This is a genomic window from Alicyclobacillus pomorum DSM 14955 (assembly GCF_000472905.1).
Classification (GTDB): Bacteria; Bacillota; Bacilli; order Alicyclobacillales; family Alicyclobacillaceae; genus Alicyclobacillus_A; species Alicyclobacillus_A pomorum.
Map to the genome: position 1 here is coordinate 61,331 of NZ_AXAR01000009.1, position 23,630 is coordinate 84,960.

Here is a 23,630-nt window from a genome sequence, read left to right on the forward strand (position 1 = left end):
GCTCGCATGGCATCATATATCATCCGGCGGCTCATCGGCGCTGTCGTCGTTCTCTTCGGCATCTCCATCATCACGTTCATCATCGCTTACGCAGCGCCTGGAGATCCCGCACGCCTCATCGTGGGTGCGAAGGCGCCGCAGAGCGTGGTGGACGCTGTGCGCCACAACTTAGGACTGGATCAGCCGCTGCCCATTCAATACATTCACTACGTCGGGCGGCTTCTGCAGGGGAACCTGGGCTTTTCGTACCACAACAACCTGCCCGTCACCGAGCTGCTGGGGCAGCGCCTGGGAAACACCGTGCAATTGGCCCTTGGCGGCTGGATTGTTGAGTTAATCCTGGGGATTCCGCTCGGTATCTTCGGCGCGCTGTACCACCGCCGCATTGCAGATTACATTCTTTCGTTCCTGTCGCTGGTCGGAATTTCTATGCCTGTGTTCGTGTTCGGCATGTGGCTCATCCAGAACGTCGCGCACGGCCTCGGCATTTTGCCTCTGGGCGGGGCTGGAGGCATTTCGCATTTGATTCTTCCGTCCATCACCCTGGGTGTCACCGGTATGGCGTTCTATCAGCGACTCATGAAAAGTTCCATGGTGGAAGTCATGGGCCAGGATTACATCCGCACCGCGCGCGCCTTTGGCGTCCCGCCGCGCCGGGTCATCACCCACCACGCGATGAGAAACGGGCTGTTGCCCGCCGTCACCTACGCGGGGATGGATATCGCACAGCTGTTCGGCGGGGTTGTGTTGACGGAAACGGTGTTCAACTACCCGGGCATTGGACAACTTGCCTGGCAGTCCATTGAAAACCTCGACTTCCCAGTCATTATGGCGACCGTGCTGCTCGCCGCGGTGTTCGTGGTGGTGGCCAACTTTGTGGTCGACATCGTCTACTCCGTCATTGACCCGCGCATCAGCCTGAGCTGAGACAGCGTTTGGTGGAACAAACTTTTGCGAGAAAGGGGCGATGCCCTGCGGCACAGGAGGAATCTCCGGGAGGCCGCAAGCCATTTCTCAGCAATTATCAAAACGTTTCATCCATTCTCGATGAGAAAAAGGGAGGCTTCATGTGATGAACAGTTTGTGGAAAAAGGGACTTGCCGTGCTGAGCACGGCAGCGCTCGCAACGGCCGTCCTGGCTGGTTGTGGCGGTGGCAGCACCGGAAACACGGGAAATGCCCCGACAAGCACTCCTTCTGGAGACACCGGTACTCCGCAAAAGGGTGGCAAGATTGACATCGATATCAACGACGATTTGGCGCACCTGGATCCTGCGGTGGCGTACGACCAGGGGGACTGGGAATTCCTGCCGCAACAATTGTACAACCAACTGCTGACGTACAAACCGGGTACGGCTGAACTGCAACCGGACCTGGCCACCTCGATGCCGGACATTTCTAAGGATGGACTGACCTACACGTTCCACCTGCGGAAAGGGGTCAAATTTGCCAACGGTGATCCGGTGACCGCCCAATGTTTCGTGGACGAGTTCAAACGGATTTTGACGAAGAGCTTGCAATCTCCGGCCGTCGGTTTCATTGATCCCGCGATTCAAGGTGCAGACGACTTCTACAATGGGAAAACCAAGGAACTGACCGGTGTGGTCGCGAAGGACGACTACACGCTCGTCATCAAACTGACCAAACCGGCGACGTACTTCACGAAAATCTTGGCCATGCCGTTCTTCTCGCCGGTGGACGAGAAGTACATCCAATCCATCGGTGGCGACAAGGCGTTTGACCACAAACCCATGGGCACTGGTCCGTTTATGATGAAATCCTATGATTTCGGCAAGGAAATGGTCCTGGTGCGCAATCCGAACTACTTCGATAAGGACAAGAAGCCGTACCTGGATGAAATCGACGTCCACATCAACAGCAATCCAAGCGCTACGGCGCTCAGTTTTGAACAGGGCAACACGGCGTTTATGAGTGACTTTACGCAAGACATCCCAGCGCAGTCCTTCCTGAAGTGGAGCAATGACCCGCAGTATCAGTCGCTTATTAAAAAGCAACCGCTGATGGGTGTCTATTACCTCGGTCTCAATACGCAGGTTGCGCCGTTCAACAACAAGCTCGTCCGTCAGGCTATCGAGTACGCCATCAACAAGGACAACCTCGTGAAGTTGAACAACGGGCGTGCGCAGGTGACCAATGAGATCTTGCCGCCTGGTATTGAAGGGTATACAAAGACTTTGCACGGCAAGGACGATGTCAACTACAAGTACGATCCACAAAAGGCGAAAGAACTCCTCAAACAGGCGGGCGTATCCAACCTGACCGTCAACATGGTGGTCCGCAACCGCTCGCCGTTGACCGAATGCGCGCAGTCCATCCAGGCGGACCTGAAGGCCGTCGGCATCACGGTGAACCTGCAGCAAGTCGGTGAGAGCGACTACCTGAGCAAGGCGGAGTCTGGTAAGGCGCAGATGGGCCTGTACGGTTGGTTTGCAGACTTCCCAGATCCGTACGACTTCCTGGACGTCCTCTTCAACAGTGCGCAGGCACCTATCAACAACTGGGCGAACTACAAGAACCCAGAAGTCGACAAGGAACTGGCACAGGCTGCAACCATGCCGGACGGTCCGGAGCGCTACGCGCTGTACGACAAGATTCAGGACCAGATTCTCGATGACGCCGCATGGGTGCCTCTGTACAACCCGGTGGCAACAACGATTCACCAGTCCTGGGTACACAACTTCTACACCAACCCGGTCTTGGAGGATCCGCTCGCGGACATCTGGGTATCCAAACACTGATTCGTTGCAAGGTGAGAGGCAGAGGGACTCCTCTGCTTCTCTCTCACCCACGTCACTTTACCGCGTCACTGCTGTAATGTGTTGAATCACAACGCGTACAAGGTAAGGGGAAGGGAGTGTGATGAGTCTGGAAAAACCACGCGCGGTCAGCTTGACCGAACACACGGCTCGTACGTTGCGACAGGCCATTTTACGGGGCGAATTAAAGCCAGGCAGTCGCCTTGTGGAGCTTGCCATCGCACAGCAAATGGGAATCAGTCGCGGTCCGGTGCGCGAGGCGATTCAGCAACTTGCAGCCGAAGGATTGCTGGTCATTCACCCTCGGCGCGGTGCTGAAGTCCGCTCGTTGGATGCGAAGACAGCGTGGGAAGTGCAGACACTCCGCGGCACATTGGAGGCCTTCGCCGTCCGCTTGGGATTGCCGAACCTGAGCGAACGCGACATGGAGACGCTGCAATCGTTTCTTCAGGACATGCAGTCAGCGTGTGCTTCTACAGGTTTGGATGTGTCCGCGTGGATTGACGCGGATTTGTCGTTTCACGGATTCATTGTCGATCTTGCTGACCATAAGCGCTTGTCCATGGCCTTTCACGCACTCGATCCGCTGCATGGGGTGACCTATACTACGGGTATCCAAGATGCCGCACACTTGTCGGAATTCCCTGCGCGCCATCAAGAGATTCTCAATGCCTTGCGGGCCAAGGATGTCGACCTGGCTGTGCGCGTTGTGACGGAACACTACGAGCGTCAGGCAGATTACTTTCGGACGAGTCTTTCCGGTGTCTCTAGCATACACTGAACGATACATTCGTCGTTTGATGAAAAGGACACGCCGTGCCGCTTTTCCTTGCCGCGCGTACTTTGTGGAAAGGCCCGAAAAGAAAGGGTGGCTTTCATGACGATTCGAAGCGAGGACGCGGAGAAAGTGATTATTGTGGAAGGCAAGACGGACCGGGAGCGGTTGCTCGCCGTCTTGGATGAACCCGTGCGGATTGTGTGTACGTTCGGGACCTTGAGTTACGAGAAAATGGAGATGTTCATTCAGGAACTGCAAGACGAAGAAGACGTGTATGTGCTGGTGGATGCGGATGCATCGGGCATGAAATTGCGGAGTCAATTGAAAAGGGAGTTGCCCAACGCGAAACACCTGTACACGCGCCGCATGTACCGGGAAGTTGCGCGAACCCCCTTGGAACACCTGGCCCGCGTCCTCGCAGACGCACATTTTGAAGTGGATGATAAGTGGCTCCACCCGGAGCTGTTTGACCTGTAAACAGGAGTAATTTGCAACATTTTGTATGGGCTCTCGGTATCGGCCGAGGGCTTTACATATTTGCATTCAGGACGTCGTACAGGACTTGGGCGTGGTTGTGAATCGGATCGCGCGCCGCGCGGGGCCACAGTCTATCCACAAGAATGCGCGTTCCGTCGCTTGTGGACCATGGTTCGTAGACTCGTTTCAACTGTAGTTCGTGCATGGTGCGTGTTCCTCCGAGCGCTTTAGCCGTGCGAAAGGATCAGGTATTATGCTATTATACTCGACATTTGCAACGCAACGACAGATCTGCACGCGAAAGTCACGCGCGAAGGAGGCGTAGGATGACGACCGAATCCGCAAACCGCGATTATATACAGAAAACCATGGTCGAAAACTGGCGGCGCGAAATGGAAGCGGCCGCCCTGTACGAACTCTCCGCACAGCAAGAGACCAATGAGCGGCGGAAGAACATTTTCGCCCAGCTTGCGGACGTGGAGTACAAGCACGCGCGCATGTGGGAGGAAAAGCTCAGGGCGTCGGGGTATGACGTGACCACCCTCCAGAAACCGCATGTCTCCATCAAAGGCCTGAATCCAGTGGGGATTGTGCAGCGGATTGAAGCCATTGAAGACAGCAATGCCACGTGGTACCGCTCCCTGCGCAACGTCATCAACGACGAAGACATCCTGCGCATCCTCGACGAGATTGACGCCGACGAGGCGGCGCACGGAGAACTGGATGAATTGTTGAAGCAAGGACACAGTCCGGAGAAGCGACTCCGCAGCCTGTGGGGTCGTGAGCGTCACCGTCAAGGATCCAAGGACTGGGTCGGGGACGCCATTTACGGGGTGAACGACGGCCTGGGCGCGATTTTTGGCATCATTTCCGGTGTTGCTGGATTCACGGAGAACACGCACACAGTGCTCATCAGTGGCTTCTTTGGCGCGCTGGCCAGCACGTTGTCCATGGGGGCCGGAGCCTGGCTCGCGACGAAGTCGGAGAACGAAGTGATGGAGACCACGTTGGCCCAGGAACGGCGGGAAATCGAAGAGGAACCAGAGCACGAAATCGAGGAACTGGCGTTGCTCTACCAACTCAAGGGTTTCACGCCGGAGGAGTCCGCCAAGATTGCGGAGACGATTGCCCAGGATAAGGACCAGTTTCTCAAGACCATGGTGCAGGAGGAGTTTGGATTTCACGAGGAAGGACGCGGGAATCCGTGGAAATCTGCTTTGTTTGGCAGCTTGTCCACGTTCGTCGGCGGCATTATTCCGCTGGTGCCCTTCTTCTTCTTGAGTGGCCTCCCAGCCATGGTTGCTGCCGCGATTGTCAGCTTGTTGGCGCACTTCGCTGTCGGTGCTGCGAAGAGCCTCATCACCGTTCGGAGTTGGTGGTCGAGCGGTCTCGAAATGACACTGGTCGGTATCATCGTCGGCGTTGTGTCTTACGCACTTGGGGCCATTGGGTCTTCCATTTTCGGCGTCACAGCGGTCTAGGACGTCTGGTTTCAGGCGATTTCACAACCGAATCTCTGAACACGCAAATGGCGCGCCTTTCCTGGGCGCGCCATTTCTGCGATTTGCCAATCGCTCCTGCCCTTAGAGCGCGGTCAAAATCTCCGGGCCGTTGTCCGTGATGACCAGCGTATGTTCGTACTGGGTGGTGAGGCTGCCGTCTGCCGTCCGGGCCGTCCAGCCGTCTTCGTCCAACACGGTCTCATACGTTCCGATGTTGACCATCGGCTCAATCGTAAACGTCATGCCTTTGCGGATTTTCGGTCCCCGGTGCGGCGGTCCGAAGTGCAGTACTTCCGGTGGTTCGTGCATCTTGCGGCCAATGCCGTGGCCAATGTAGTCGCGAACGACCGACAGACCTTCCGATTCCACGTACGTCTGAATCGCGTGGCCAATATCTGAAATGTGGTTGCCAATGATGGCCTGCTCAATGCCTTTGAACAAGGCTGTATGGGTCACGTCGAGCAGGTGCTGTGCTTCTTTGCTAATGTTGCCGACGGCGTAGCTCCAGGCGGAGTCGGCGTGCAGCCCCTTGTGCAACGCAACCATGTCCACGGTGATGATGTCTCCATCCTTGAGCACGTAGTCGCTCGGGAACCCATGGCAAATCACGTCGTTGACCGACGTGCAGGCTGCGAACGGATACCCGTTGTAGCCCTTCTGCGCCGGGATCATCTTGTGGCGCGTAATAAATTTCTCCACGAATTCGTCAATTTGCAAGGTGGTGATGCCGGGCTTGATAAAGTCCTTCAATGCCGCATGGCATTCCGCGACCACCTTGCCTGCTTCGCGCATCAGCTGTATTTCGTAATTGCTCTTCGTGACAATCAACGTGAAACCTCCATTTACACACGGTAGTCACATGTACTGTGCCCTAAAAACGTCCGTCACCCGCTTATTCTACCTCTTTCACTGTGTTCCATCATACCCAAAACCGATTCCGGATGCGACGGACATGCCACCATATTCTGTGTGTCACGTGAAAGGGTAGACGAGGTGCCTTTTTCGTCGCAAGGTTCCCAATCGATGGATATAATAGAATCAGAATACCATGTATGAGAAACTTGCGTTTCGCTCTGCTGGCGAAGTGTACGGCGCGGAGCGTACAGGGAGAGTGACCAAAGGTGCCCTCAGCCGTCTGTCCTCATTGCGGGGAATCCGCATTTTCGAGCGCCGAATTCAATCGGATCTGGAACTGCCCGTACTGCGGCAAGCCGGTCATTCCGCAGTCGGAGCATTCACCTCGCGGGATAAGCCGAGATCCAGTGACAGACGACTACAGCCGATTTTGGACCGTCGTGGAAGATTGAGCGACTGGAAGATTTGACGAGCGCACGGTGCGTTGGCGTTGGGGAAAGTATGGAATGATGCATATTCTGACGTGTCCTATCTACGTCCTATCTACGGGTTGCCGAGGCAACCCGTTTTCCTATGCCCCGGTTAAAACGAGGCGCTGAGAGGCCATCCTGATAGAGAAAGCAAGGCCCTGTCAGGAGGACTGTACGTAAAGTGACGACGTACTCAGAAAGACGATGCCGATGACCAGTCCGACGCAGGCAATGCCAATCAGGCGACGGCGGGATACGGTGCGGTTCGCATCTGGTCGCACGATGACGAATATGGTGAAGAGAACGGCAATCACAATGCAAAAGACAGCGTCGAGTCCGAGGTGTAGAAGCGTATGCACAGCCTGACTCCTCTCTTGGAACAAGTACCACAGACATTGTGCCACAATCGCCCGAGACTTGCACAGTCCACATGGCGGATGGAGGTTTTTTCATGAATGAAGCACTGTGCTCGTCGTGTAGCGTGCTGAAAGCGGGGGTGTGGAACGGCGCCGAGACAGACTGGCGGGGACGCTTGCTGTACAAAGTGCTGCTCCAGGACGCGATGGATTGCGGGCTGCGCGGGGGCACGGTGTGGAGTCACGTCGAAGGCAGTCGGTCCAAGCGCACGTTTCGAACCGTGGAAAGTGAAGTGTCGTCCAATCAGCTTCCAGTGCTGCTGGAATTTGTGGACACGGTGCCCGCTCTGGAGCGCTTCATTCCCGTGTGCCAAAAGCGGATGGGGAAAAAGGGCATTCTGGTGGTGGAGCAGGGGCATGTGTGGCCGACTGGAGACGGTGGAGGAGGAGATGCGGTGAAGGAGCCGGGACATCAGCAACCAATGAACGTTCCAGAGCACACGTCTGGCGTCGCGTACGACGGCCTACAGGTGCAGATCTTTACGTTGGAACAGAACCGCATCGGAGGCAAGCCGGTCTACCAGGCGGTGGCTGAATTCCTGCGTCACCGAGACATCCTCTGGGTCTCCACGGCGCGCAGCATCTCCGGGTACGGGCACATGCGCCAAATTCGCTCGCGCGCCCGGTGGTTTCAGAAGAGTGACGTACCCATCGTGGTCACCGTGCTCGACAAAGCGGAGACCTTGGAACCTTGTCTGCCGGAACTGGTGACATTGGTGGACGGGCATGGATTCATCGTGAGCAAGCCGGTGGTGTGGCACCATCCCAGCCATCCCTGACGTTCAGCCGGCGGTCGGATGGGCTCGGCGGCCAACGTCAGCGGATTTACGCCTGTGCGCGAACCCCGGCGCGGTCTGCCCAATTCGAGAAGTATATGTAGCGCGCCACCACCATGTGGAGGAGCCACGTCACTGCGATTCCGTACGCGACAGCCAATCCCGCCAATCCAAACCAGGACACGTGAATGGACAAAGAGAGCGAGAATCCCGTCAGAAAGACAAGGAGAACGCCGTAGGGAAGCATCGCCATCACGCTGGACAGCAGCGTGCCAACCGCCGATTGGAACGCCAATGGAATGTTGCGCTCGGAGACCAGCGCCACGTCGGCAAACAGGAAGAGAAACCGCAGCAGAAGAACCAAAACGGTCAACGTCACGTTCATCTGTGGGAACACCCGAACGACACCCGCCAAGAGGATGTTGATGCCGGTCCACAGCAGGTACCACAGGAACAGTCGCCAGAAGCTGCGCGCGGCGTCGTGGAGGAACGTCGTGAGAGATACAGCCTGACGTGTGTTGATGCGGACAAGGCTGCCGTAAAATCCGCCGGTGAGGAACACCTGGACAAGCAGTACGACAAACGGCGACAACCAGGATATATTGGTGCTAGGGCGGATGATGTTCCAAATGGACGGAATGCTGGTTGGCAGAGACAACAGCTGTTCACGGATGGCGGGTGCTGTCAGTACGATATCCGTGGACACCAGATACCACCAGGACACCGCGGTAAAGACCGTGCAGACGAGCATGAGACCGAGGATGGAACGCCAGAATTGATGAATCACGACATCGACCACCTTATCGAGTTAATCGCTGGCCTATCATACATATCGAACGATTTGGAAAACTCGTCGATTCCCTACTCATTCTACATGGACATGCCTTGAATTCAAGTGTGAAAGGAGGCGACCGGATGCTGTTGGGACTTGGCACGGACCTCGTGGACATCGGGCGAATCCGTGCGGCGTACGAGCGGCAGGGCGACAGGCTGTTACAGCGTATCCTCGCGCCCAACGAACGGATCCAGTGCGCCAATGTTTCGGTGGAGCGGATGGTGGAGTTTCTCGCAGGCCGATTTGCCGCCAAAGAAGCGATAGCGAAGGCGGCAGGCTGCGGCATTGGGCGACTGAGGATGAATCTCGTGGAACTAGTTGTTGGTCAGAGGGGGCTGCAGGTCCGATTCCTGCACAGCGATTTGCCACAAGAATTTCGTGGACGGTGGAGCGTTTCCGTGACGCACACGTCGACCATGGCTTTTGCAACCGCCATTCTGGAGGCAGACCCGGACGAGTAGAGGATTGTACTATTCGTGGGACGGGCGGAATATATGTAATACCAATCCTCGGGGAGGGTACCGAGTGTATCTTGTAACGAGCGAGCAAATGCAAGCACTAGACAGACGCACCATCACAACACGGCGCATACCCGGAATTCTCTTAATGGAGCATGCGGGAAAACAAGTGGCAGAGGTCGTCATGAAGCAACACCCAAAGCGCGTAACGGTGCTTTGCGGCAAGGGCAACAACGGCGGCGATGGATGGATTGCTGCGCGCTGGCTGCGGCACTTCGGTGTGCCTTTCGTCCACGTGGTCACGACGGTGGAACCCAACGCCTTGTCTGGGGACGCCAAGCAGGCAGCGGACATGGCCCTCGCGGCAGATGTTCCGTATGAAGTATACGTATCCGGTGGATCCATTCCGCCTGCCGACGTGTACGTGGACGCTTTGCTCGGCACGGGTGTGACACGCCCGGTGACCGGTGTGCTCGCCGAACTCATGGAACGCGTCAACGCAGTATCCCCCTGGACGGTGGCTGTGGATGTCCCGTCCGGTGTGGACGCCAGCACGGGCAGGGTCGACGGCGCCGCAGTACGCGCTCATGTCACGGTGGCCATGGGCTACCAAAAACTTGGCACGGCGGTCACGCCAGGCTGTCTGTTGGCCGGCGCGGTCGAAGTGGTCGACATCGGCATTGAGCCTGCGGATGCGAACATGTGCGCAGCCTGGGTAACGCCCGATGCTGTGCGGATCGCCTTCCCTCGGCGGTCGTCGGATACGCACAAGGGAACGTACGGCCGAGTGGGCATCGCTGTCGGCAGTATGCACGGCGCCGCCATTTTGGCGGGACTGGGTGCGGCTCGCGCAGGCGCCGGCCTGGTGATTCTCGGCGGGTCGGACATTCCAAACGGCGCTCCGTACGAATTCGTGTTGCGCAAAGCCACGTCGCCGACCGCGCTCTTCGACGATTGCGACAGTATTGTGGTCGGCCCTGGGCTGGGGCCAGACCGGAGTGACTGGCAATCCGTCATGACGTCCCACAAAGGGCCCGGTGTCCTGGATGCCGATGGGTTGGCACTGATGCAGGACGTTCCTCGTCTGAACGGGGACTGGGTGCTAACGCCACATCCCAAGGAGTGTGGCCGACTGTTGCAGTGGTCGACGGCAGAGGTGCAGGCCAATCGAATCCGCGCAGCGCAAACACTGGCCGAACAGACGAAGGCAGTGGTGGTGCTGAAAGGGTACCGGTCTCTGGTTGCCCATCCCGATGGCCGGCTGCGCGTGGTGCCGACGGGTGACGCATCGCTGGCCACGGCTGGGACCGGAGATGTACTGGCCGGCGTCATTGGCGGTCTGCAGGCGCAAGGGGTGCCCAGTTTCGACGCGGCCTGCGCTGGCGCCTACATCCACGGGTTGGCGGGTGAGTTGGCAGGGCAGCACTTGGGCAGAGCCAGTACCATGGCGACGGATGTTGTCGAAAATATTTCCCGCGCAATATCCCTCCATTTCGACGCGGATCCCGAGGAATCGCTGTGAATGGGTGTTTTGTCGACGAAAGGCGAGGTGGACTATGCGTAAAATCAGTGGATGGATATTGGCGATGGGGCTGGTAGTCGGGCTTGTCGCAGGATGCGGTGCACCTTCCAAAAACCAAGTCACGTCGAAACTGCAGACACAGGCGGAAAAGCTGGAGACGGTCAATTACCAAAGTGAAGCCAAGATGACCGTACAAATGGACAACGGATCGCAAACATACTATATTCACACCAGTTACGAATCACCAGATGTCTACAAGATTGAGCTCGGAGACGCCAACAAGAATATCAATCAGGTGATTGTCCGCAACGGCAACGGGATGTTCGTCGTGAGTCCGTCGTTGCAAAAGGTCTTCCGATTCAACGGCAATTGGGCGCAAAATCAAGGACACATCTATTTATATGATCAACTCTTGCAGCAACTGTCGACCGACAAGAACGTGAAGCTGGCGAAACAGGGTGGAGACTACCGATTCACGTTGCCTGCGACACAGGGCGGCGACATCGTCTCCCGCCAGGAAGTCACCATCAATGCGCAGAATTATCAGCCGAAAAAAGTGGTGCTCTTCGACAAAGACGACACGGCCATCGTGACGCTGGAGTTCACCAGTTTCAAGACGGGTGTGAAGTATAGCAACACCGATTTCGATCCGCACAAAATCGCGACCAGTTCGACGAAAGCCACCATGGCGAACGTGAGTGACAATTTCGCCTGGGTGGCACCGGACGAAACGCTGGGCGACTCGCTGGATGTCGAACGACAGGATTCGGCGACGTCCGCGCTGCTCCGCTACACGGGAGACCACACGTTCACGCTGGCCGAATCGATTCCGGGTCCCGGGGTTGCTGGGGTTCCGGCTGGGGAACTCGTAGACCTCTACGGCGTTCCGGCGTTATACTATGGGTCGAACGATTCGCACCAGTTGACCTGGCTCAACAACGGCTACGAGTTCTCCTTGAGCAGTGGGAAACTCTCCTTGGAACAAATGAAGGCGGTCGCCATTTCTACGTTTGGCCAAGTCGGCAAGTAAGACTGGCAACGCCTCTCTCCCTCAACGCAGGGAAGGGGCGTTTTTATTTTCAGCGAGCGATTTGCACATTGTTGAATTTGCCGAATCCGGAGCTCTCGAGTACACTTTGGGTATTGCCTTCGGGCGGACAAGTGGAGTACTTGGGGGTGACGACGTGTACCGTGGAACGTTCGCCGTCGTCGATTTGGACGCGATTCGGGAAAATGTCGCAGCCATTCGCGCGCGGCTGGCGCCGACCACTAGAGTGTTGGTCACGGTGAAGGCTAACGGCTATGGTCACGGTGCCGTGGAAGTCGCTCGCGCGGCAGTGCAAGGAGGCGCGTCGTACCTAGCCGTCGCCAGCGTGGAAGAAGGTATTGCGCTGCGCGAGGCAGGGATTCAAACGCCGGTTTTGGTGTTGGGTGCGTCAACGTACGAAAGCGCGATGGCGGCTGCCAAATTCCAATTGGACGTGACGTTGACGGAAGATTGTTTGGATTGGCCAGATGTGCCTTTGTCACCGCCCATCAAGGGGCATTTGAAAATTGACACCGGCATGACGCGGCTGGGTGTCCGAACAAACGAAGAATGTGTGCGCTTGGCACAGTGGATATTGGCTCGGTCAGACGTAGAGTGTCAAGGCGCCTTTACACACTTGGCTTGCGCGGATGCTGAGACGCTGCATCATGCGGAACAACAGATCAGACGATTTCAAGAAATGTTGGGCATCCTGTCGAATGTTGGTCTCCATCCCAAACTCGTTCACGCTGCAAACAGTGCGGCTGCGCTGCGACGCTTAGACTGGCAGTTTGACATGGTGCGCATTGGCATTAGTGCGTATGGGTATGCGCCCAGCGATGCATTTGTGCCATCTGTATCGCTGAAGCCAGCACTGAATCTGTACAGCTTTGTGACGCGTGTGCATACCATTCAAACGGGAGAATCGGTTGGATATGGGGCCACGTTTACGGCGCCTCGGGTGACTAAGGTGGCGACAGTACCGGTGGGCTACGCGGATGGATACCCGCGGCGACTGTCTAACCAGAGCTTCGTGTGGGTGAAGGGTCAGCGCGTTCCAGTGATTGGAAATGTCTGCATGGATCAATTGATGATTGACGTGACAGACGTCGACGAGGTGTCTACAGGTGACTGTGTCACGTTGTATGGACACCGGGCACCTTCCGATTGGACTCGTCAAAACTTGTCTCATTATGGCATCGGCACGGACGAGGCGCTGGAGTGGTTACGGACCACCTTCCGCGAGTCGGCCCGAGAGGAACCTGTATTGTCGCTGGATGAGCTGGCGAATCGCCTCGGGACGATTTCTTACGAATTGATGTGCGCTCTGTCTCCACGCGTACCTCGGATCTATGTGAAGTGAGTGTCAGGGCAGCAATGCTTCGCCGTGTCAAGGCACTCGCTCGCCTGTGCGACTTCGTGGACGACTTTTTTCGAATCACTTTGACAGGCGTTTTCCCGGCTCGCTATAATAGCAGATGAGTCATAAGGTACGTACTGTAGTGGAGGTGCCGCGTGTGTCGAATCACAAGCGCATTGTAGTGAACATCCCTGAGCAATTATTACATCAGGTGGATGGCATTGCGCATCAGCAACACACGAATCGCAGCGAGGTGATTCGCGAAGCGATGAGGCGGTATGTGACAGAGCGGCGCATGAGCGATATACGTGCAGCCATGCAACAAGGTTACATGGAAATGGCGCGGATCAATTTGCGGATTGCGTCTGAGTCGTTTCCATTGGAACAGGAGGCAGGGGGAACGGTCGAACGCTTAGTGAGTGGGGTGTGACGACTTGAACGTCAAGCGTGGGGACATTTTTTTCGCCGACCTCTCACCCGTCGTCGGGTCTGAACAAGGCGGGTTTCGGCCGGTTTTGATTATTCAAAACGATATCGGAAACCGATTTAGCCCCACGGTGATTGTCGCTGCCATCACAGCGCAAATTCAAAAGGCGAAATTGCCCACGCATGTCGAAATTCCTGCAGAGCCAGATGGGCTCGAGCGGGATTCTGTCATTTTATTGGAGCAGATTCGCACCATTGACAAGCAGCGCTTGACGGATAAAATCACTCACCTGGATGACGCGACCATGCGGCGCGTGAACGATGCCCTGCAGATTAGCTTGGGTCTCGTGGAGTTTTGACGCACGAACTGAGCTGGAGGCGGACGACAACCGTCTCCATTTTCGTATGTGGCGACCCTTGTCGGCAGACGCCGGCGATAGCTGAACCCGTTCCCGTGAAATGCATGGAGGAGACAATCTCAAAGGTGCGCGAGGAGTGAGCGGAATGACGTCCGTGGAACAATCTTTGATCCGCGACATTGGTCTGGCCAAAGAAGGCCGCTTGAAAATCGACTGGGTGGAAGCCCACATGCCGTTGATGCGGCGCATTCGCGAGCAGTTCCAGAAAGAGCGCCCGTTTGCGGGCAAAAAGGTCGGCATTTGTCTTCACTTAGAGGCGAAGACCGCATACCTGGCACTGGTGGTGCAGGCTGGCGGCGCGGAAGTTGCGGTGGCAGCCAGCAACCCGCTGTCGACCCAGGATGACGTCGTTGCCGCGCTGGTGGACAGCGGTGTGACCGCCTACGCTTGGCACGGCGCAACGCCCGAAGAGTATCAGATGCATATCAACAAGTTGCTCGATTTCCACCCGGACGCCATCATTGACGACGGCGGAGATTTGGTGACCACGCTGCACCGCGAAAGACCCGAGCAGACGAAAGAAATCATTGGCGGATGCGAGGAGACGACCACTGGGATTTTGCGCCTCAAGGCCATGGCCGCCGAAGGCACCTTGAAGTTTCCGATGATTGCTGTCAACGACGCCTACTGCAAATACCTGTTTGACAACCGCTATGGGACAGGTCAATCGGCGTGGGACGGCATCATGCGCACCACCAACCTGCTGGTGGCGGGGAAGACTGCCGTCATTGTAGGCTACGGTTGGTGCGGCAAGGGCCTCGCCATGCGGGCGAAGGGACTTGGCGCCCGTGTGATTGTGACGGAAGTGGACCCCATCAAGGCCTTGGAAGCCGTGATGGACGGCTTCGAGGTGATGCCGATTGTGGAAGCGGCGAAACACGGCGACTTCTTTGTCACAGTCACCGGCAACAAGGACTGCATTACCAGAGAAGCGTTTGAAGTGATGAAAGACGGCGCTGTGCTCGCCAACGCGGGTCACTTTGACGTCGAGATCTCCAAGCCCGACTTGCGCGCTATGTCGAAATCTGTGCGGACGGTGCGCAAGAACATTGAAGAGTACGCGTTCCACGACGGTCGCAAAGTCTACCTGCTGGCAGAAGGCCGGCTGGTGAACCTGGCTTCGGGCGATGGACATCCGGCCGAGGTCATGGACATGACGTTTTCGCTGCAAGCGCTGGGCCTGCGGGAAGTGGTGACGGGCAACTACCAACCAGGTCTGCACTCCATTCCCAAACACCTGGACGACATGGTCGCCACCATGCGGCTGCAGGAATGGGGCATCTCCATTGACACCCTGACAGAAGCGCAGATAAAGTACCTGTCCAGTTGGACCGAATAAACATCACCCGCGATGCGCAACATCGGGACGAATCGTTCGCGTGGAAGGTTGCACATCGCGGATCACAGGAAGCGTGGTCACGGCGTAGGATACACGAGTATCGCCGCGAATGGAGGCGATGTGGCAGAAGCCGCATCGCCTTTTTTGTAGAGGTGAGTGCCCTGCGAATCACTGAGGCGGTACGTCCGCGCTCGCTTCAGTGGAAGAAGTTCGGGAGGGAGAACCTAGTTGAGACCGCTCATTGGCATCACCGGCACGCGACACGTCATCGCTACGAATTCGTCATCCCCAGTATTACTTGCCGTCGTGTCTGGCGACGACTACGCCCAGGGGGTGGAAACGGCTGGCGGCCTTCCGGTTGTCGTGCCCTATGTTGAAACCCCTGACACAGCTGGCGCCCTCGCGGATAAACTAGACGGGCTGCTTCTGGCCGGAGGAGAGGACGTGGATCCGTCGCTGTGGGAAGAGCAGCCTCACCACGGGCTTGGCCAGATTGTCCCGGAACGCGACGCCTTGGAGTTCACACTGATTCGCCGCATGATGCAGCGGAGAAAGCCGATTCTCGGCATCTGCCGAGGGATGCAGATATTGAATGTGGCGCTCGGCGGCACGCTGTACCAGGACTTGCCCCGTGACTGGCGGGGAACCATCCAGCACCGGCAGCGTGCACGGCGAAATCACCTCAGCCACGGCCTCTCTGTGGAGCCACACAGCAGACTCTACCAACTCCTGGGGAGGCGCAGCGAACTGCTTTGTAACTCCTTCCACCACCAGGCTGTCAAGGACCTGGGCCGTGGCCTCTTGGCCAGTGCTTGGGACGCGGAAGGGCTGGTGGAAGCCATGGAGCATGCCCAGTACCCGTTTCTTGTCGCCGTCCAGTGGCACCCGGAAAACCTGTGGCGAACGTATCCAGAACACCACGGACTGTTTCAGGGGCTGGTGGCAGCCGCTTCGTCCGGGCGCTGAGCTGGACCACTGAAACCTCTTGTCCCCCGCCTGGGGGACTTTTTGCATGTGAAGCAGTGCGCACCCGATACAGCGCAAGAGAGGAGGCGAGTTCCATGGCGACAGTGACTCCGGTTTCCCGGCACCTGCAGTTGCAGTTTCAGGTCGGCACCACGTCGAGCGGCTTGCCCAAACTGAAGAACCGCAACTACGCGCACGTGTCACCGAAGGCTTCCGACGACGACATTCTCGCAGTTGGACAAGCCTTGGGAGAGCTCTTCGCAGAGACCCTGTACGGGGTGTCGAAGGTGGACCAGAACGGCATTGAGGCGTAAATGAAGTTGGCGGAACGACCGCGCGACGACGGAAGGGAGGTGACCTGTGATGGCCGCAAAGACGACGCTGCAGTTGACGTTTATGACGGACCAGGACAAGAAAGTCCGGATTTCCATCCCGAATCCGAAGCAACCGCTGGATGGGAATGCCGTCAGCAAGGCGATGGACCTGATTGTGTCCAAGGGAATCTTTGCGTTTCCGCAAGGCGCCATCGTGAAGAAGGTAGGTGCCGTGCAGGTTTCCACGGACAGCGCCACCATTGCCTAACGCCAGCGACTTGCAAACGAGCGACAAACAACGCCCCACGTCACCGTTTGGGTGAGGCGGGGCGTTTCCTTATTCCGTGTGCACTGGGTGGCTGAGTTTCGCTTTGACTTGCTCCCACAATTCGGCTGCCGTCGGCGCTTCCAAGTAGTCCACGTCGTCTATCAACACGTACGGGTTGTGAATGCACAAGTGGCAGTACCCGAGACACCCCCAACGTTTGACGCGCACATCGGGGAACTGTTGCTGGACGAGTACCGCGACTTCGCCAGAACCCCGTTCCTCGTTGCTCACACAATACTCCATTTTGCGCTTCGTCAAACCGTGTCCCTCCTGTCAACGGGCTTTGCGACGGTACCACAGGAAGCCGACTAGTGCGACCAGTACGCCAGCCAGTACGTAGGCCAAGCTGGACTGTACTCCGTGCAGGACCGCCGTGAGGTGTTCCCCGCACCAGAATCCGAGCGCCACCCAACCCGCGCACCATAGTGCTGCTCCAATCCCAGTGTAAAGCAGGAACGCCTGAAAATCCATGCGGCTGATACCAGCCACGTAGGAACTGACGGATCTTACGCCGGGGAGAAAGCGGCCTGGGATGAGCAACCACGCGCCGTATCTGCGAATCAATCCGGACGTACTCATGACACTGCGCTGGTTCAGCAACATCCGGTGTGACATGGTATCCAACCAGTGGCCGCCAAATTTCCGGCTCACGGTATACGCTATGGTCGATCCGGTCATGTAACCGACGAGGCTGCAGCCCATGACGGCACCCAGGTGCACATCTCCGCGCGCAGCCGCGAAGCCGTAAAACGCCATTGCGACGTCTCCCGGAAAGGGGAGCCCCAGTCCTTCTAACACCAATGCCAAGAACACCCCGACATAGCCCAGTGAGAGCACACTGTCCGCCATCCATCCGAACCAGTCAAACAACCGACCACATCCTCTGCGCGTCACTTCGGACCTTGTCCTTTCATACATACGACTTTCCGTCGGGGGACATGACCTGGAAGGTGCAACGTTTCAGAATCGGGAAAATTCCTGCTATGATGGTTGGAAACAGTCCGATTGACGAACGGAGGCAACCGCGGTGTGGATGCTGAAAAACGCGAATGGCTACACGCTGGACGGAACCGGCAGAACGTTTGACGCGGTGGTTGTAGATGAAGACAGAATTGTCGCGGTCGGGAGTGGACCCGACTTGGCGCTGCAATGTGCGGGGGGCATTGACCGCGTCCTGGATGTGGCAGGGGCCACAGTGCTGCCCGGATTTGTGGACAGCCATCTGCATGTGTCCGGTGTCGGTGAGCAATCGTTGCAGCTGGACGTGACCGGCGTGCGGCATCGCCGGGAGTTGTTGGAACGGATTGCGGCCTATGCGAACCAACTTGCCAAAGACGCTTGGATCCTCGGCGGGGGCTGGAACGAAAATCAGTGGGAGGACAAAACATTGCCTTCCATCGAGGAACTCGATGCGGCGGCGGGTGGCCGCCCGCTGTTGCTCTACCGCATCTGCCATCACGTCTACTTGGTCAACACGGCTGCCTTTGCCGCAGCCGGTCTCGATGACCATGCGGCCAATCCGCCCGATGGTGCGTACGGCAGAGACGCTCAGGGCCGTTTGAACGGCCTTGTCTATGACAACGCGTCAGCGCCGATTTGGAAAGCGGTTCCGAAGCGGACCTACGCCGACTGGTACAAAGCGTTTCGCGCTGGCATGGAGGCGGCTTTGCGGGCAGGCATCACAGCGGTCCACACGGACGACGTGCGCGGTCCACAGAACTTCACGGTCATGTGGGAACTGTACCACCGCCTCATCCACGAGGACGGCGTGCGGTTGCGCGTACACGCCCTGGTGGACTGGCATTACCTCGATGAATGCCGCGAAGCGATGACGGAGTTACCAAAGCCGAATGAGTGGCTGGAACTGGGGGATGCAAAGTTGTTCTCGGACGGTGCGCTCGGTGGCCGCACCGCGTGGTTATTGGACGATTACGCGGATCAGCCGGGCTGGCGCGGGACGCCCATGTACAGCCGCGAAGAACTCGTGGAACGCGTCCGAATGGCCCATGAGAAAGGGTTCGGCGCGGCCATCCACGCCATCGGCGACGCGGGGCTGGAGGCGACGGTGGCGGCCCTGGAAGCGGCGCCGCCCGTGGCGATGCGGGATAGAATCATCCACGCGGAAGTCGTGAACCCGGATTTGGTTCAGCGGATGGTTCAGCTGGGTGACCGAGTGGTGCTCGATATTCAGCCGCGCTTTACGGTCAGCGACTTTCCTTGGATTATCGAGCGAATCGGGGCCGAGCGGGCGCGCCTTGCCTGTGCTTGGCGGACGTTGAAAGAGGCGGGGCTGCGGTTGGCGGGCGGATCGGACGCGCCCATTGAGCCGATGGAACCGTTGCTTGGCATGCACGCGGCGGTGGTGCGGAGACAACCGTACGCGGACGGACCGGGATTTGGGTTGGAACAAGCCTTTACGCCGCTGGAGGCGTTGAAGCTGTTCACCCATGACGCGTGCTTCGCGAATGGCGCGGAGCACAGCAAAGGTTTGATTGCGCCGGGCTATGTCGCGGACTTCACGATTGTGGACAGGGACATTGCAGACCCTGCCCAGGCGGATGACATCCGTGACGCGCGCGTTCTGTACACCATCGTGGGTGGGGCAGTCGCTTACGCGGCGGACGGATCAGAAGCGGAGTGGACAGCGTGAACGGATTCGACGAATTCGGATTGATTCATCATCTGGTGGAGCGCGTGAAGTCGACCCACCCGTCAGTCAAGGTCGGGGTCGGCGACGACGCGGCAGTGTTTACGGTCGGGGCGGACGAAGACCAACTGGCGACGATTGACACCATGGTGCAGGAGGTCCATTTCACCGCCCAGACCATGACGTGGCGGGACGTGGGGTACAAAGTGGTGGCGGTGTCCCTGAGCGACGTTGCGGCGATGGGCGGAGCGCCGAGGCAGGTTCTGCTGTCGCTGGCGATTCCGAAGGAGCGCACGCTGACGGATCTGGAAGCGCTGTACGACGGCGTGGCGGAAGCGTGCGAAACCTACGCGTGCGCGTTGATAGGTGGGGACGTGGTGCGTACGTCAGGCCCGTTTGTGGTGACCAGTACGGTGCTTGGTGCGGTACCGAAGGGGCAAGCGCTCCTTCGCAGTGGGGCGAAACCGGGCGATGTGGTGTTTGTGACGGGCAGCGTCGGGGGCTCCGAAGCTGGGTTACGGTATTTGCTGGAGCGGCCCGCTGCAGTTCCGTCCGATGAAGCACTGCAACTCATCGACTTTCACCGCCACCCGGAGCCACAGGTGGCGGCTGCGGCCATTCTCCGCGAAGAGGGAGCAAACAGTTGCAACGACATCAGCGACGGGCTGGCGAGCGAGTTAAACGAAATTGCCAAAGCGAGCGGCGTGCGGCTGCGGATTGACAGCGCGAAGATTCCACTCCACCCGGCGACGAAGAACTTTGCCCGCCGGCGTGGCGAAGACCCCCTGGCGTACGCTTGGTACGGGGGAGAGGACTTTCAGCTGGTGGGGACTGCGCCACCCACGGTGTTTGCGCGGGCGCTGGCACGTTGCCAAAGCGTCGGCATCTCCCTATCCGCCATCGGCAGAGTGGAACCTGGGGATGGTGTGATTGCGGATTCACCGTCTGGGTTAGAAGTGATCCGCCCGAAAGGGTACAATCATTTTGCACAGGAGTAACGGGAGATTGCGCGATGGTCCTGTGGCAGGAGGAGGCGTCCGATGGTTCGCGAGATGGCCATTACTACGCATTCGTCAGGACAGACGAACAACTTGGGACAGCGGCTGGGTGAACTGTTGGAGCCCGGCGACGTCGTGCTGCTGTCGGGAGATCTGGGCGTTGGGAAAACGACGTTCAGCAAAGGGGTGGCCAAGGGGCTTGGCGTGGAAGATGAGGTCACCAGTCCCACCTTCACGCTCGTGGCTGAATACGAGGGCCGAATTCCCCTGGTGCACATGGATCTATACCGCCTGTACGAAGGCGGAGCAGTGGATGCGGATGGCGTACAGGCAGCGCTGCAGAGCCTCGGCTGGGAAGATTACCTCGAGGGAGATGGCGCTGTGTTGATAGAATGGCCATCCGGCGTTGAGCGGGAGATCCCCGACGCGCTGCACATTGAGATTGCCCGGCAACCGCTGCCGCGGATTGACGAGCGCGTATTTCATTGTAAATCGACCGGTGAACGGAGCTTTGCGTTGCTCGACGAGTGGGTGAAAAAATGGCTGTTTTAACGTTAGATACGGCCACGAATGTGGCCGCTGTTGCTGTTGGAGCGGGGGCAACACCGCTGGCCAGCATGGCGTCGATGGTGCCGCGCGGCCATTCCCGGGTGTTGCAACCCGCGATTGCTGCGGTGCTGGAAACAGCGTCTTTGCAGCCGACACAATTGACGCAGATTGTGGTGGGCATTGGACCTGGTTCATACACTGGTGTGAGACTTGGCGTGGCTACGGCCAAGGCCATGGCCAGTGCTCTGACCATCCCGTTGGTGTCGGTATCGACGCTCCTCGGAATGGCGGAGTCCGCCGTGCCGTATGAGGCGGGGGGTGTCATCGCGCTGCCGCTTCTGTACGCCCGGCGCAAACGTGCATATGGGGCTTTATATCGAAAAGTCGGAAGGCGCTGGGAGGCGTTGTTGCCGCCCCAGGTGCGCCCAGTGTCTGAGTGGGGAGACGCGATGCAACAACGCCGCGGAGATGCGAGGATGGCGGTGATTGTCCACGACTTCGAGCCGAAGCACAAAGTGCTGGAGGACCTGCCGGCCACCGGCGAGACGCGCGTGCATTTATCCGAGGTGGCACCGGACTTGGCCCCCGCGCTGCTTCGGCTGTTCCACCATCAACCTTTACCCTCTGCGTCCGGCACGGATATTCACACCGTGGTCCCGGACTACGCACTGCCTGTGGAAGCGGAGGTTCGGTTGGCGGAGAAGGAGCGTGAAGGCCAGTGAGCGTTGGCGAGTTGCACGAGGAGGAGCGCGTCACGCTGCGACGCATGATGCTCTCCGACGTAGAGCAGGTGCTGGAAGTAGAACACCGCTCTTTTACAGCGCCGTGGTCCAGACAGGCGTTTCTCACGGAATTGGCGGACAACCATTTGGCTCGTTACATTGTCGCGGAATATCAGGGGCGAGTCATCGGGTATGCTGGCGTCTGGTTGATTGTGGACGAGGGCCATGTGACGAACATTGCTGTGCATCCAGACTTTCGCGGCAGGCATCTCGGTGAGACGCTGCTGCGGGCGTTAATGGCAGAATGCGTAGGACAAGGGATTCGCCGAATGACTCTGGAGGTGCGGGTCTCCAACACGGTTGCACAAAACCTGTACCGAAAATTGGGGTTTGTCGGCGTTGGAACGCGCAAGGGATATTACACGGACAACAACGAAGACGCGCTCATTATGTGGGCGGACTTGGGGGCAAATGTGTGAACGTATTGGGTATTGAGACGAGCTGTGACGAGACGGCGGCAGCGGTCGTCGTGGACGGTCGGACCATCGCGTCGCAAATCATTGCGTCCCAAATCCACACGCACGAACGCTTTGGCGGCGTGGTACCGGAAGTTGCGTCGCGCAAGCACGTGGAAACCGTGACGTGGGTGGTCGACCAGGCGCTGACCGAGGCTGGCATGACATGGAAAGAATTGGACGGCATCGCTGTCACTTGCGGACCGGGATTACTCGGCGCCTTGTTGGTCGGTGTTTCGGCAGCCAAGGGATACGCATTGGCGACGGGACTGCCGCTGGTGGGGGTGCACCACATTGCCGGCCATGTGGCAGCGGCCTGCCTGAATACGGATCTCCAGTTTCCCGCGCTCGCCTTGGTAGTCTCCGGCGGACACACGGAAATTCTGGTGGTGGACGAGCAGTTCCGTTTCAGCAAACTGGGCGGGACGAAAGACGACGCGGCTGGCGAAGCGTACGACAAGGTGGCGAGATTGGTCGGGCTGTCGTATCCGGGCGGGCCGAAAGTGGACCGGTTGGCCGCGGTCGGAAATCCAGAAGCGTACGCGTTTCCCAGATCTCTGATAGAGGAAGACAGCTACGACTTCTCGTTCAGCGGCCTCAAGTCGGCAGTTGCCAACGAACTCACCAAGCGTCGGAACCGCGGCGAAGAGATTGTGGTGGAGGATGTGTGTGCTAGTTTTCAACAGGCGGTCGTCGAAGTGCTTGTGGAAAAAACGGCGAGAGCGGTAAAGCACACGGGATACCAAACGGTGGTCGTGGCAGGTGGCGTTGCCGCCAACCAGGGCCTGCGCCGCGCACTGTCTGAGCGGGCGAACGCCGATGGGTTCGCCGTGCATTTCCCGCCCCTCCAACTCTGTACTGACAACGCGGCGATGATTGCTGCCGCAGGGACTTTCCTGCTCCGGGCCGGTGTTCGACACAACTTGTGGTTGAACGCCCATGCCACGTTTTCCCTATCCGATTGGCAGGCGGGGAAGGTATAGACGGGCCGTTGTCGGCCCTGTCGTTTTTCCACAGTGTGTGGAAAGTGTAGTTGTGGATTTTGTGGAAACGTGTCAAAATCTCTGTTGTAGACTGCATTTCGCGTTGTGGATAACCCTGTGGACATGTGGATATCTACACCATCTGCACCAACGTGTTTGCAGAACATTCGCC

General features: G+C 58.1%; 29 protein-coding genes. 23 read left to right on the forward strand and 6 right to left on the reverse strand.

Annotation, left to right across the window (positions count from 1 at the left end):
- Window positions 1-6 precede the first annotated feature (6 nt).
- The 4 genes from YWK_RS0110645 to YWK_RS0110660 all read left to right on the forward strand — a co-directional run bounded on the left by YWK_RS0110645 (window position 7) and on the right by YWK_RS0110660 (window position 4,031).
- Window positions 7-927 carry an ABC transporter permease gene (locus YWK_RS0110645; RefSeq protein ID WP_026964778.1) on the forward strand — a complete coding sequence of 307 codons (921 nt, stop codon included), beginning with the start codon at window positions 7-9 and terminating at the stop codon, window positions 925-927.
- A gap of 145 nt (window positions 928-1,072) precedes the next feature.
- Window positions 1,073-2,758, forward strand: coding sequence for an ABC transporter substrate-binding protein (locus YWK_RS0110650; protein WP_026964779.1), 1,686 nt, complete (start codon window positions 1,073-1,075; stop codon window positions 2,756-2,758).
- Between the two features lie 121 nt (window positions 2,759-2,879).
- On the forward strand, window positions 2,880-3,557 hold the full coding sequence (locus YWK_RS19460; RefSeq protein WP_156909118.1) for a GntR family transcriptional regulator: 678 nt from the start codon (window positions 2,880-2,882) through the stop codon (window positions 3,555-3,557).
- A gap of 96 nt (window positions 3,558-3,653) precedes the next feature.
- Window positions 3,654-4,031 (forward strand): toprim domain-containing protein, encoded by a 378-nt coding sequence (locus tag YWK_RS0110660; RefSeq protein WP_026964780.1) that lies wholly within the window; start codon window positions 3,654-3,656, stop codon window positions 4,029-4,031.
- 52 nt (window positions 4,032-4,083) lie between these two features.
- Here YWK_RS0110660 and YWK_RS22245 read toward each other — a convergent pair whose 3' ends face one another.
- Entirely contained in the window at window positions 4,084-4,236 is a 153-nt protein-coding gene (locus YWK_RS22245) for a DUF488 family protein, N3 subclade (protein WP_211231397.1), read from the reverse strand.
- A gap of 121 nt (window positions 4,237-4,357) precedes the next feature.
- On the opposite strand from YWK_RS22245, the gene YWK_RS0110670 reads away from it, so the two are divergent.
- Entirely contained in the window at window positions 4,358-5,512 is a 1,155-nt protein-coding gene (locus YWK_RS0110670) for a VIT1/CCC1 transporter family protein (protein ID WP_245578595.1), read from the forward strand.
- 102 nt (window positions 5,513-5,614) lie between these two features.
- Here YWK_RS0110670 and map read toward each other — a convergent pair whose 3' ends face one another.
- Window positions 5,615-6,361: a type I methionyl aminopeptidase gene (map, locus tag YWK_RS0110675; RefSeq protein ID WP_026964782.1), complete on the reverse strand. Its 747-nt coding sequence runs from the start codon at window positions 6,359-6,361 to the stop codon at window positions 5,615-5,617.
- A gap of 220 nt (window positions 6,362-6,581) precedes the next feature.
- On the opposite strand from map, the gene YWK_RS21905 reads away from it, so the two are divergent.
- Window positions 6,582-6,857, forward strand: coding sequence for a hypothetical protein (locus YWK_RS21905; protein WP_156909119.1), 276 nt, complete (start codon window positions 6,582-6,584; stop codon window positions 6,855-6,857).
- Window positions 6,858-7,019: 162 nt separating this feature from the next.
- Here YWK_RS21905 and YWK_RS0110680 read toward each other — a convergent pair whose 3' ends face one another.
- The gene (locus tag YWK_RS0110680) at window positions 7,020-7,217 is read right to left on the reverse strand and encodes a hypothetical protein (protein ID WP_026964783.1); all 198 of its coding nucleotides are present in this window, start codon (window positions 7,215-7,217) and stop codon (window positions 7,020-7,022) included.
- Window positions 7,218-7,309: 92 nt separating this feature from the next.
- On the opposite strand from YWK_RS0110680, the gene YWK_RS0110685 reads away from it, so the two are divergent.
- Window positions 7,310-8,053, forward strand: a complete 744-nt coding sequence (locus tag YWK_RS0110685; protein ID WP_026964784.1) for a DUF190 domain-containing protein — start codon at window positions 7,310-7,312, stop codon at window positions 8,051-8,053.
- A gap of 46 nt (window positions 8,054-8,099) precedes the next feature.
- On the opposite strand, the gene YWK_RS0110690 is transcribed toward YWK_RS0110685, so the two are convergent.
- Window positions 8,100-8,837 (reverse strand): hypothetical protein, encoded by a 738-nt coding sequence (locus tag YWK_RS0110690; RefSeq protein ID WP_026964785.1) that lies wholly within the window; start codon window positions 8,835-8,837, stop codon window positions 8,100-8,102.
- Between the two features lie 128 nt (window positions 8,838-8,965).
- Here YWK_RS0110690 and acpS point away from each other — a divergent pair, with 128 nt between their 5' ends.
- The 10 genes from acpS to YWK_RS0110740 all read left to right on the forward strand — a co-directional run bounded on the left by acpS (window position 8,966) and on the right by YWK_RS0110740 (window position 16,984).
- A complete protein-coding gene (gene acpS / locus YWK_RS0110695; protein WP_026964786.1) occupies window positions 8,966-9,346 on the forward strand; it encodes a holo-ACP synthase in 381 nt (126 codons plus the stop codon).
- 64 nt (window positions 9,347-9,410) lie between these two features.
- Window positions 9,411-10,865 (forward strand): NAD(P)H-hydrate dehydratase, encoded by a 1,455-nt coding sequence (locus tag YWK_RS19465; RefSeq protein WP_084453636.1) that lies wholly within the window; start codon window positions 9,411-9,413, stop codon window positions 10,863-10,865.
- A gap of 34 nt (window positions 10,866-10,899) precedes the next feature.
- Complete coding sequence (locus YWK_RS0110705) at window positions 10,900-11,895, forward strand: LolA family protein (RefSeq protein WP_035466696.1); 996 nt, start codon at window positions 10,900-10,902, stop codon at window positions 11,893-11,895.
- 154 nt (window positions 11,896-12,049) lie between these two features.
- Entirely contained in the window at window positions 12,050-13,255 is a 1,206-nt protein-coding gene (gene alr, locus YWK_RS0110710; RefSeq protein ID WP_026964788.1) for an alanine racemase, read from the forward strand.
- Window positions 13,256-13,409: 154 nt separating this feature from the next.
- Window positions 13,410-13,682, forward strand: coding sequence for a CopG family ribbon-helix-helix protein (locus YWK_RS0110715; RefSeq protein ID WP_026964789.1), 273 nt, complete (start codon window positions 13,410-13,412; stop codon window positions 13,680-13,682).
- Between the two features lie 4 nt (window positions 13,683-13,686).
- The gene (locus YWK_RS0110720) at window positions 13,687-14,037 is read left to right on the forward strand and encodes a type II toxin-antitoxin system PemK/MazF family toxin (protein WP_026964790.1); all 351 of its coding nucleotides are present in this window, start codon (window positions 13,687-13,689) and stop codon (window positions 14,035-14,037) included.
- 145 nt (window positions 14,038-14,182) lie between these two features.
- Window positions 14,183-15,436, forward strand: a complete 1,254-nt coding sequence (locus tag YWK_RS0110725) for an adenosylhomocysteinase (RefSeq protein ID WP_026964791.1) — start codon at window positions 14,183-14,185, stop codon at window positions 15,434-15,436.
- 228 nt (window positions 15,437-15,664) lie between these two features.
- Entirely contained in the window at window positions 15,665-16,402 is a 738-nt protein-coding gene (locus YWK_RS0110730) for a gamma-glutamyl-gamma-aminobutyrate hydrolase family protein (protein ID WP_026964792.1), read from the forward strand.
- 95 nt (window positions 16,403-16,497) lie between these two features.
- Window positions 16,498-16,716 carry a DUF1659 domain-containing protein gene (locus tag YWK_RS19470; RefSeq protein ID WP_051375484.1) on the forward strand — a complete coding sequence of 73 codons (219 nt, stop codon included), beginning with the start codon at window positions 16,498-16,500 and terminating at the stop codon, window positions 16,714-16,716.
- A gap of 49 nt (window positions 16,717-16,765) precedes the next feature.
- A complete protein-coding gene (locus YWK_RS0110740) occupies window positions 16,766-16,984 on the forward strand; it encodes a DUF2922 domain-containing protein (RefSeq protein WP_026964793.1) in 219 nt (72 codons plus the stop codon).
- Between the two features lie 69 nt (window positions 16,985-17,053).
- On the opposite strand, the gene YWK_RS0110745 is transcribed toward YWK_RS0110740, so the two are convergent.
- On the reverse strand, window positions 17,054-17,302 hold the full coding sequence (locus YWK_RS0110745; RefSeq protein ID WP_026964794.1) for a DUF1450 domain-containing protein: 249 nt from the start codon (window positions 17,300-17,302) through the stop codon (window positions 17,054-17,056).
- Between the two features lie 15 nt (window positions 17,303-17,317).
- Window positions 17,318-17,914, reverse strand: a complete 597-nt coding sequence (locus YWK_RS0110750) for a DedA family protein (RefSeq protein WP_169727169.1) — start codon at window positions 17,912-17,914, stop codon at window positions 17,318-17,320.
- Between the two features lie 163 nt (window positions 17,915-18,077).
- Between YWK_RS0110750 and YWK_RS0110755 the strand changes: the two genes are divergently transcribed.
- From YWK_RS0110755 to tsaD, 6 genes are read left to right on the forward strand one after another with little or no spacing between them, the layout of a single operon-like run.
- Window positions 18,078-19,694, forward strand: a complete 1,617-nt coding sequence (locus YWK_RS0110755) for an amidohydrolase (RefSeq protein ID WP_245578599.1) — start codon at window positions 18,078-18,080, stop codon at window positions 19,692-19,694.
- On the forward strand, window positions 19,691-20,689 hold the full coding sequence (gene thiL / locus YWK_RS0110760) for a thiamine-phosphate kinase (protein ID WP_035466697.1): 999 nt from the start codon (window positions 19,691-19,693) through the stop codon (window positions 20,687-20,689). Before YWK_RS0110755 ends, thiL begins: the two co-directional genes overlap by 4 nt.
- A gap of 42 nt (window positions 20,690-20,731) precedes the next feature.
- Window positions 20,732-21,241, forward strand: coding sequence for a tRNA (adenosine(37)-N6)-threonylcarbamoyltransferase complex ATPase subunit type 1 TsaE (gene tsaE, locus YWK_RS0110765; RefSeq protein ID WP_026964798.1), 510 nt, complete (start codon window positions 20,732-20,734; stop codon window positions 21,239-21,241).
- Complete coding sequence (gene tsaB / locus YWK_RS21050) at window positions 21,229-21,960, forward strand: tRNA (adenosine(37)-N6)-threonylcarbamoyltransferase complex dimerization subunit type 1 TsaB (RefSeq protein ID WP_051375486.1); 732 nt, start codon at window positions 21,229-21,231, stop codon at window positions 21,958-21,960. The genes tsaE and tsaB overlap by 13 nt, the downstream gene beginning before the upstream one ends.
- The gene (gene rimI / locus YWK_RS0110775) at window positions 21,957-22,439 is read left to right on the forward strand and encodes a ribosomal protein S18-alanine N-acetyltransferase (RefSeq protein WP_026964799.1); all 483 of its coding nucleotides are present in this window, start codon (window positions 21,957-21,959) and stop codon (window positions 22,437-22,439) included. The genes tsaB and rimI overlap by 4 nt, the downstream gene beginning before the upstream one ends.
- Window positions 22,436-23,458, forward strand: a complete 1,023-nt coding sequence (tsaD, locus tag YWK_RS0110780) for a tRNA (adenosine(37)-N6)-threonylcarbamoyltransferase complex transferase subunit TsaD (RefSeq protein ID WP_026964800.1) — start codon at window positions 22,436-22,438, stop codon at window positions 23,456-23,458. The genes rimI and tsaD overlap by 4 nt, the downstream gene beginning before the upstream one ends.
- The last annotated feature ends 172 nt before the right edge of the window (window positions 23,459-23,630 follow it).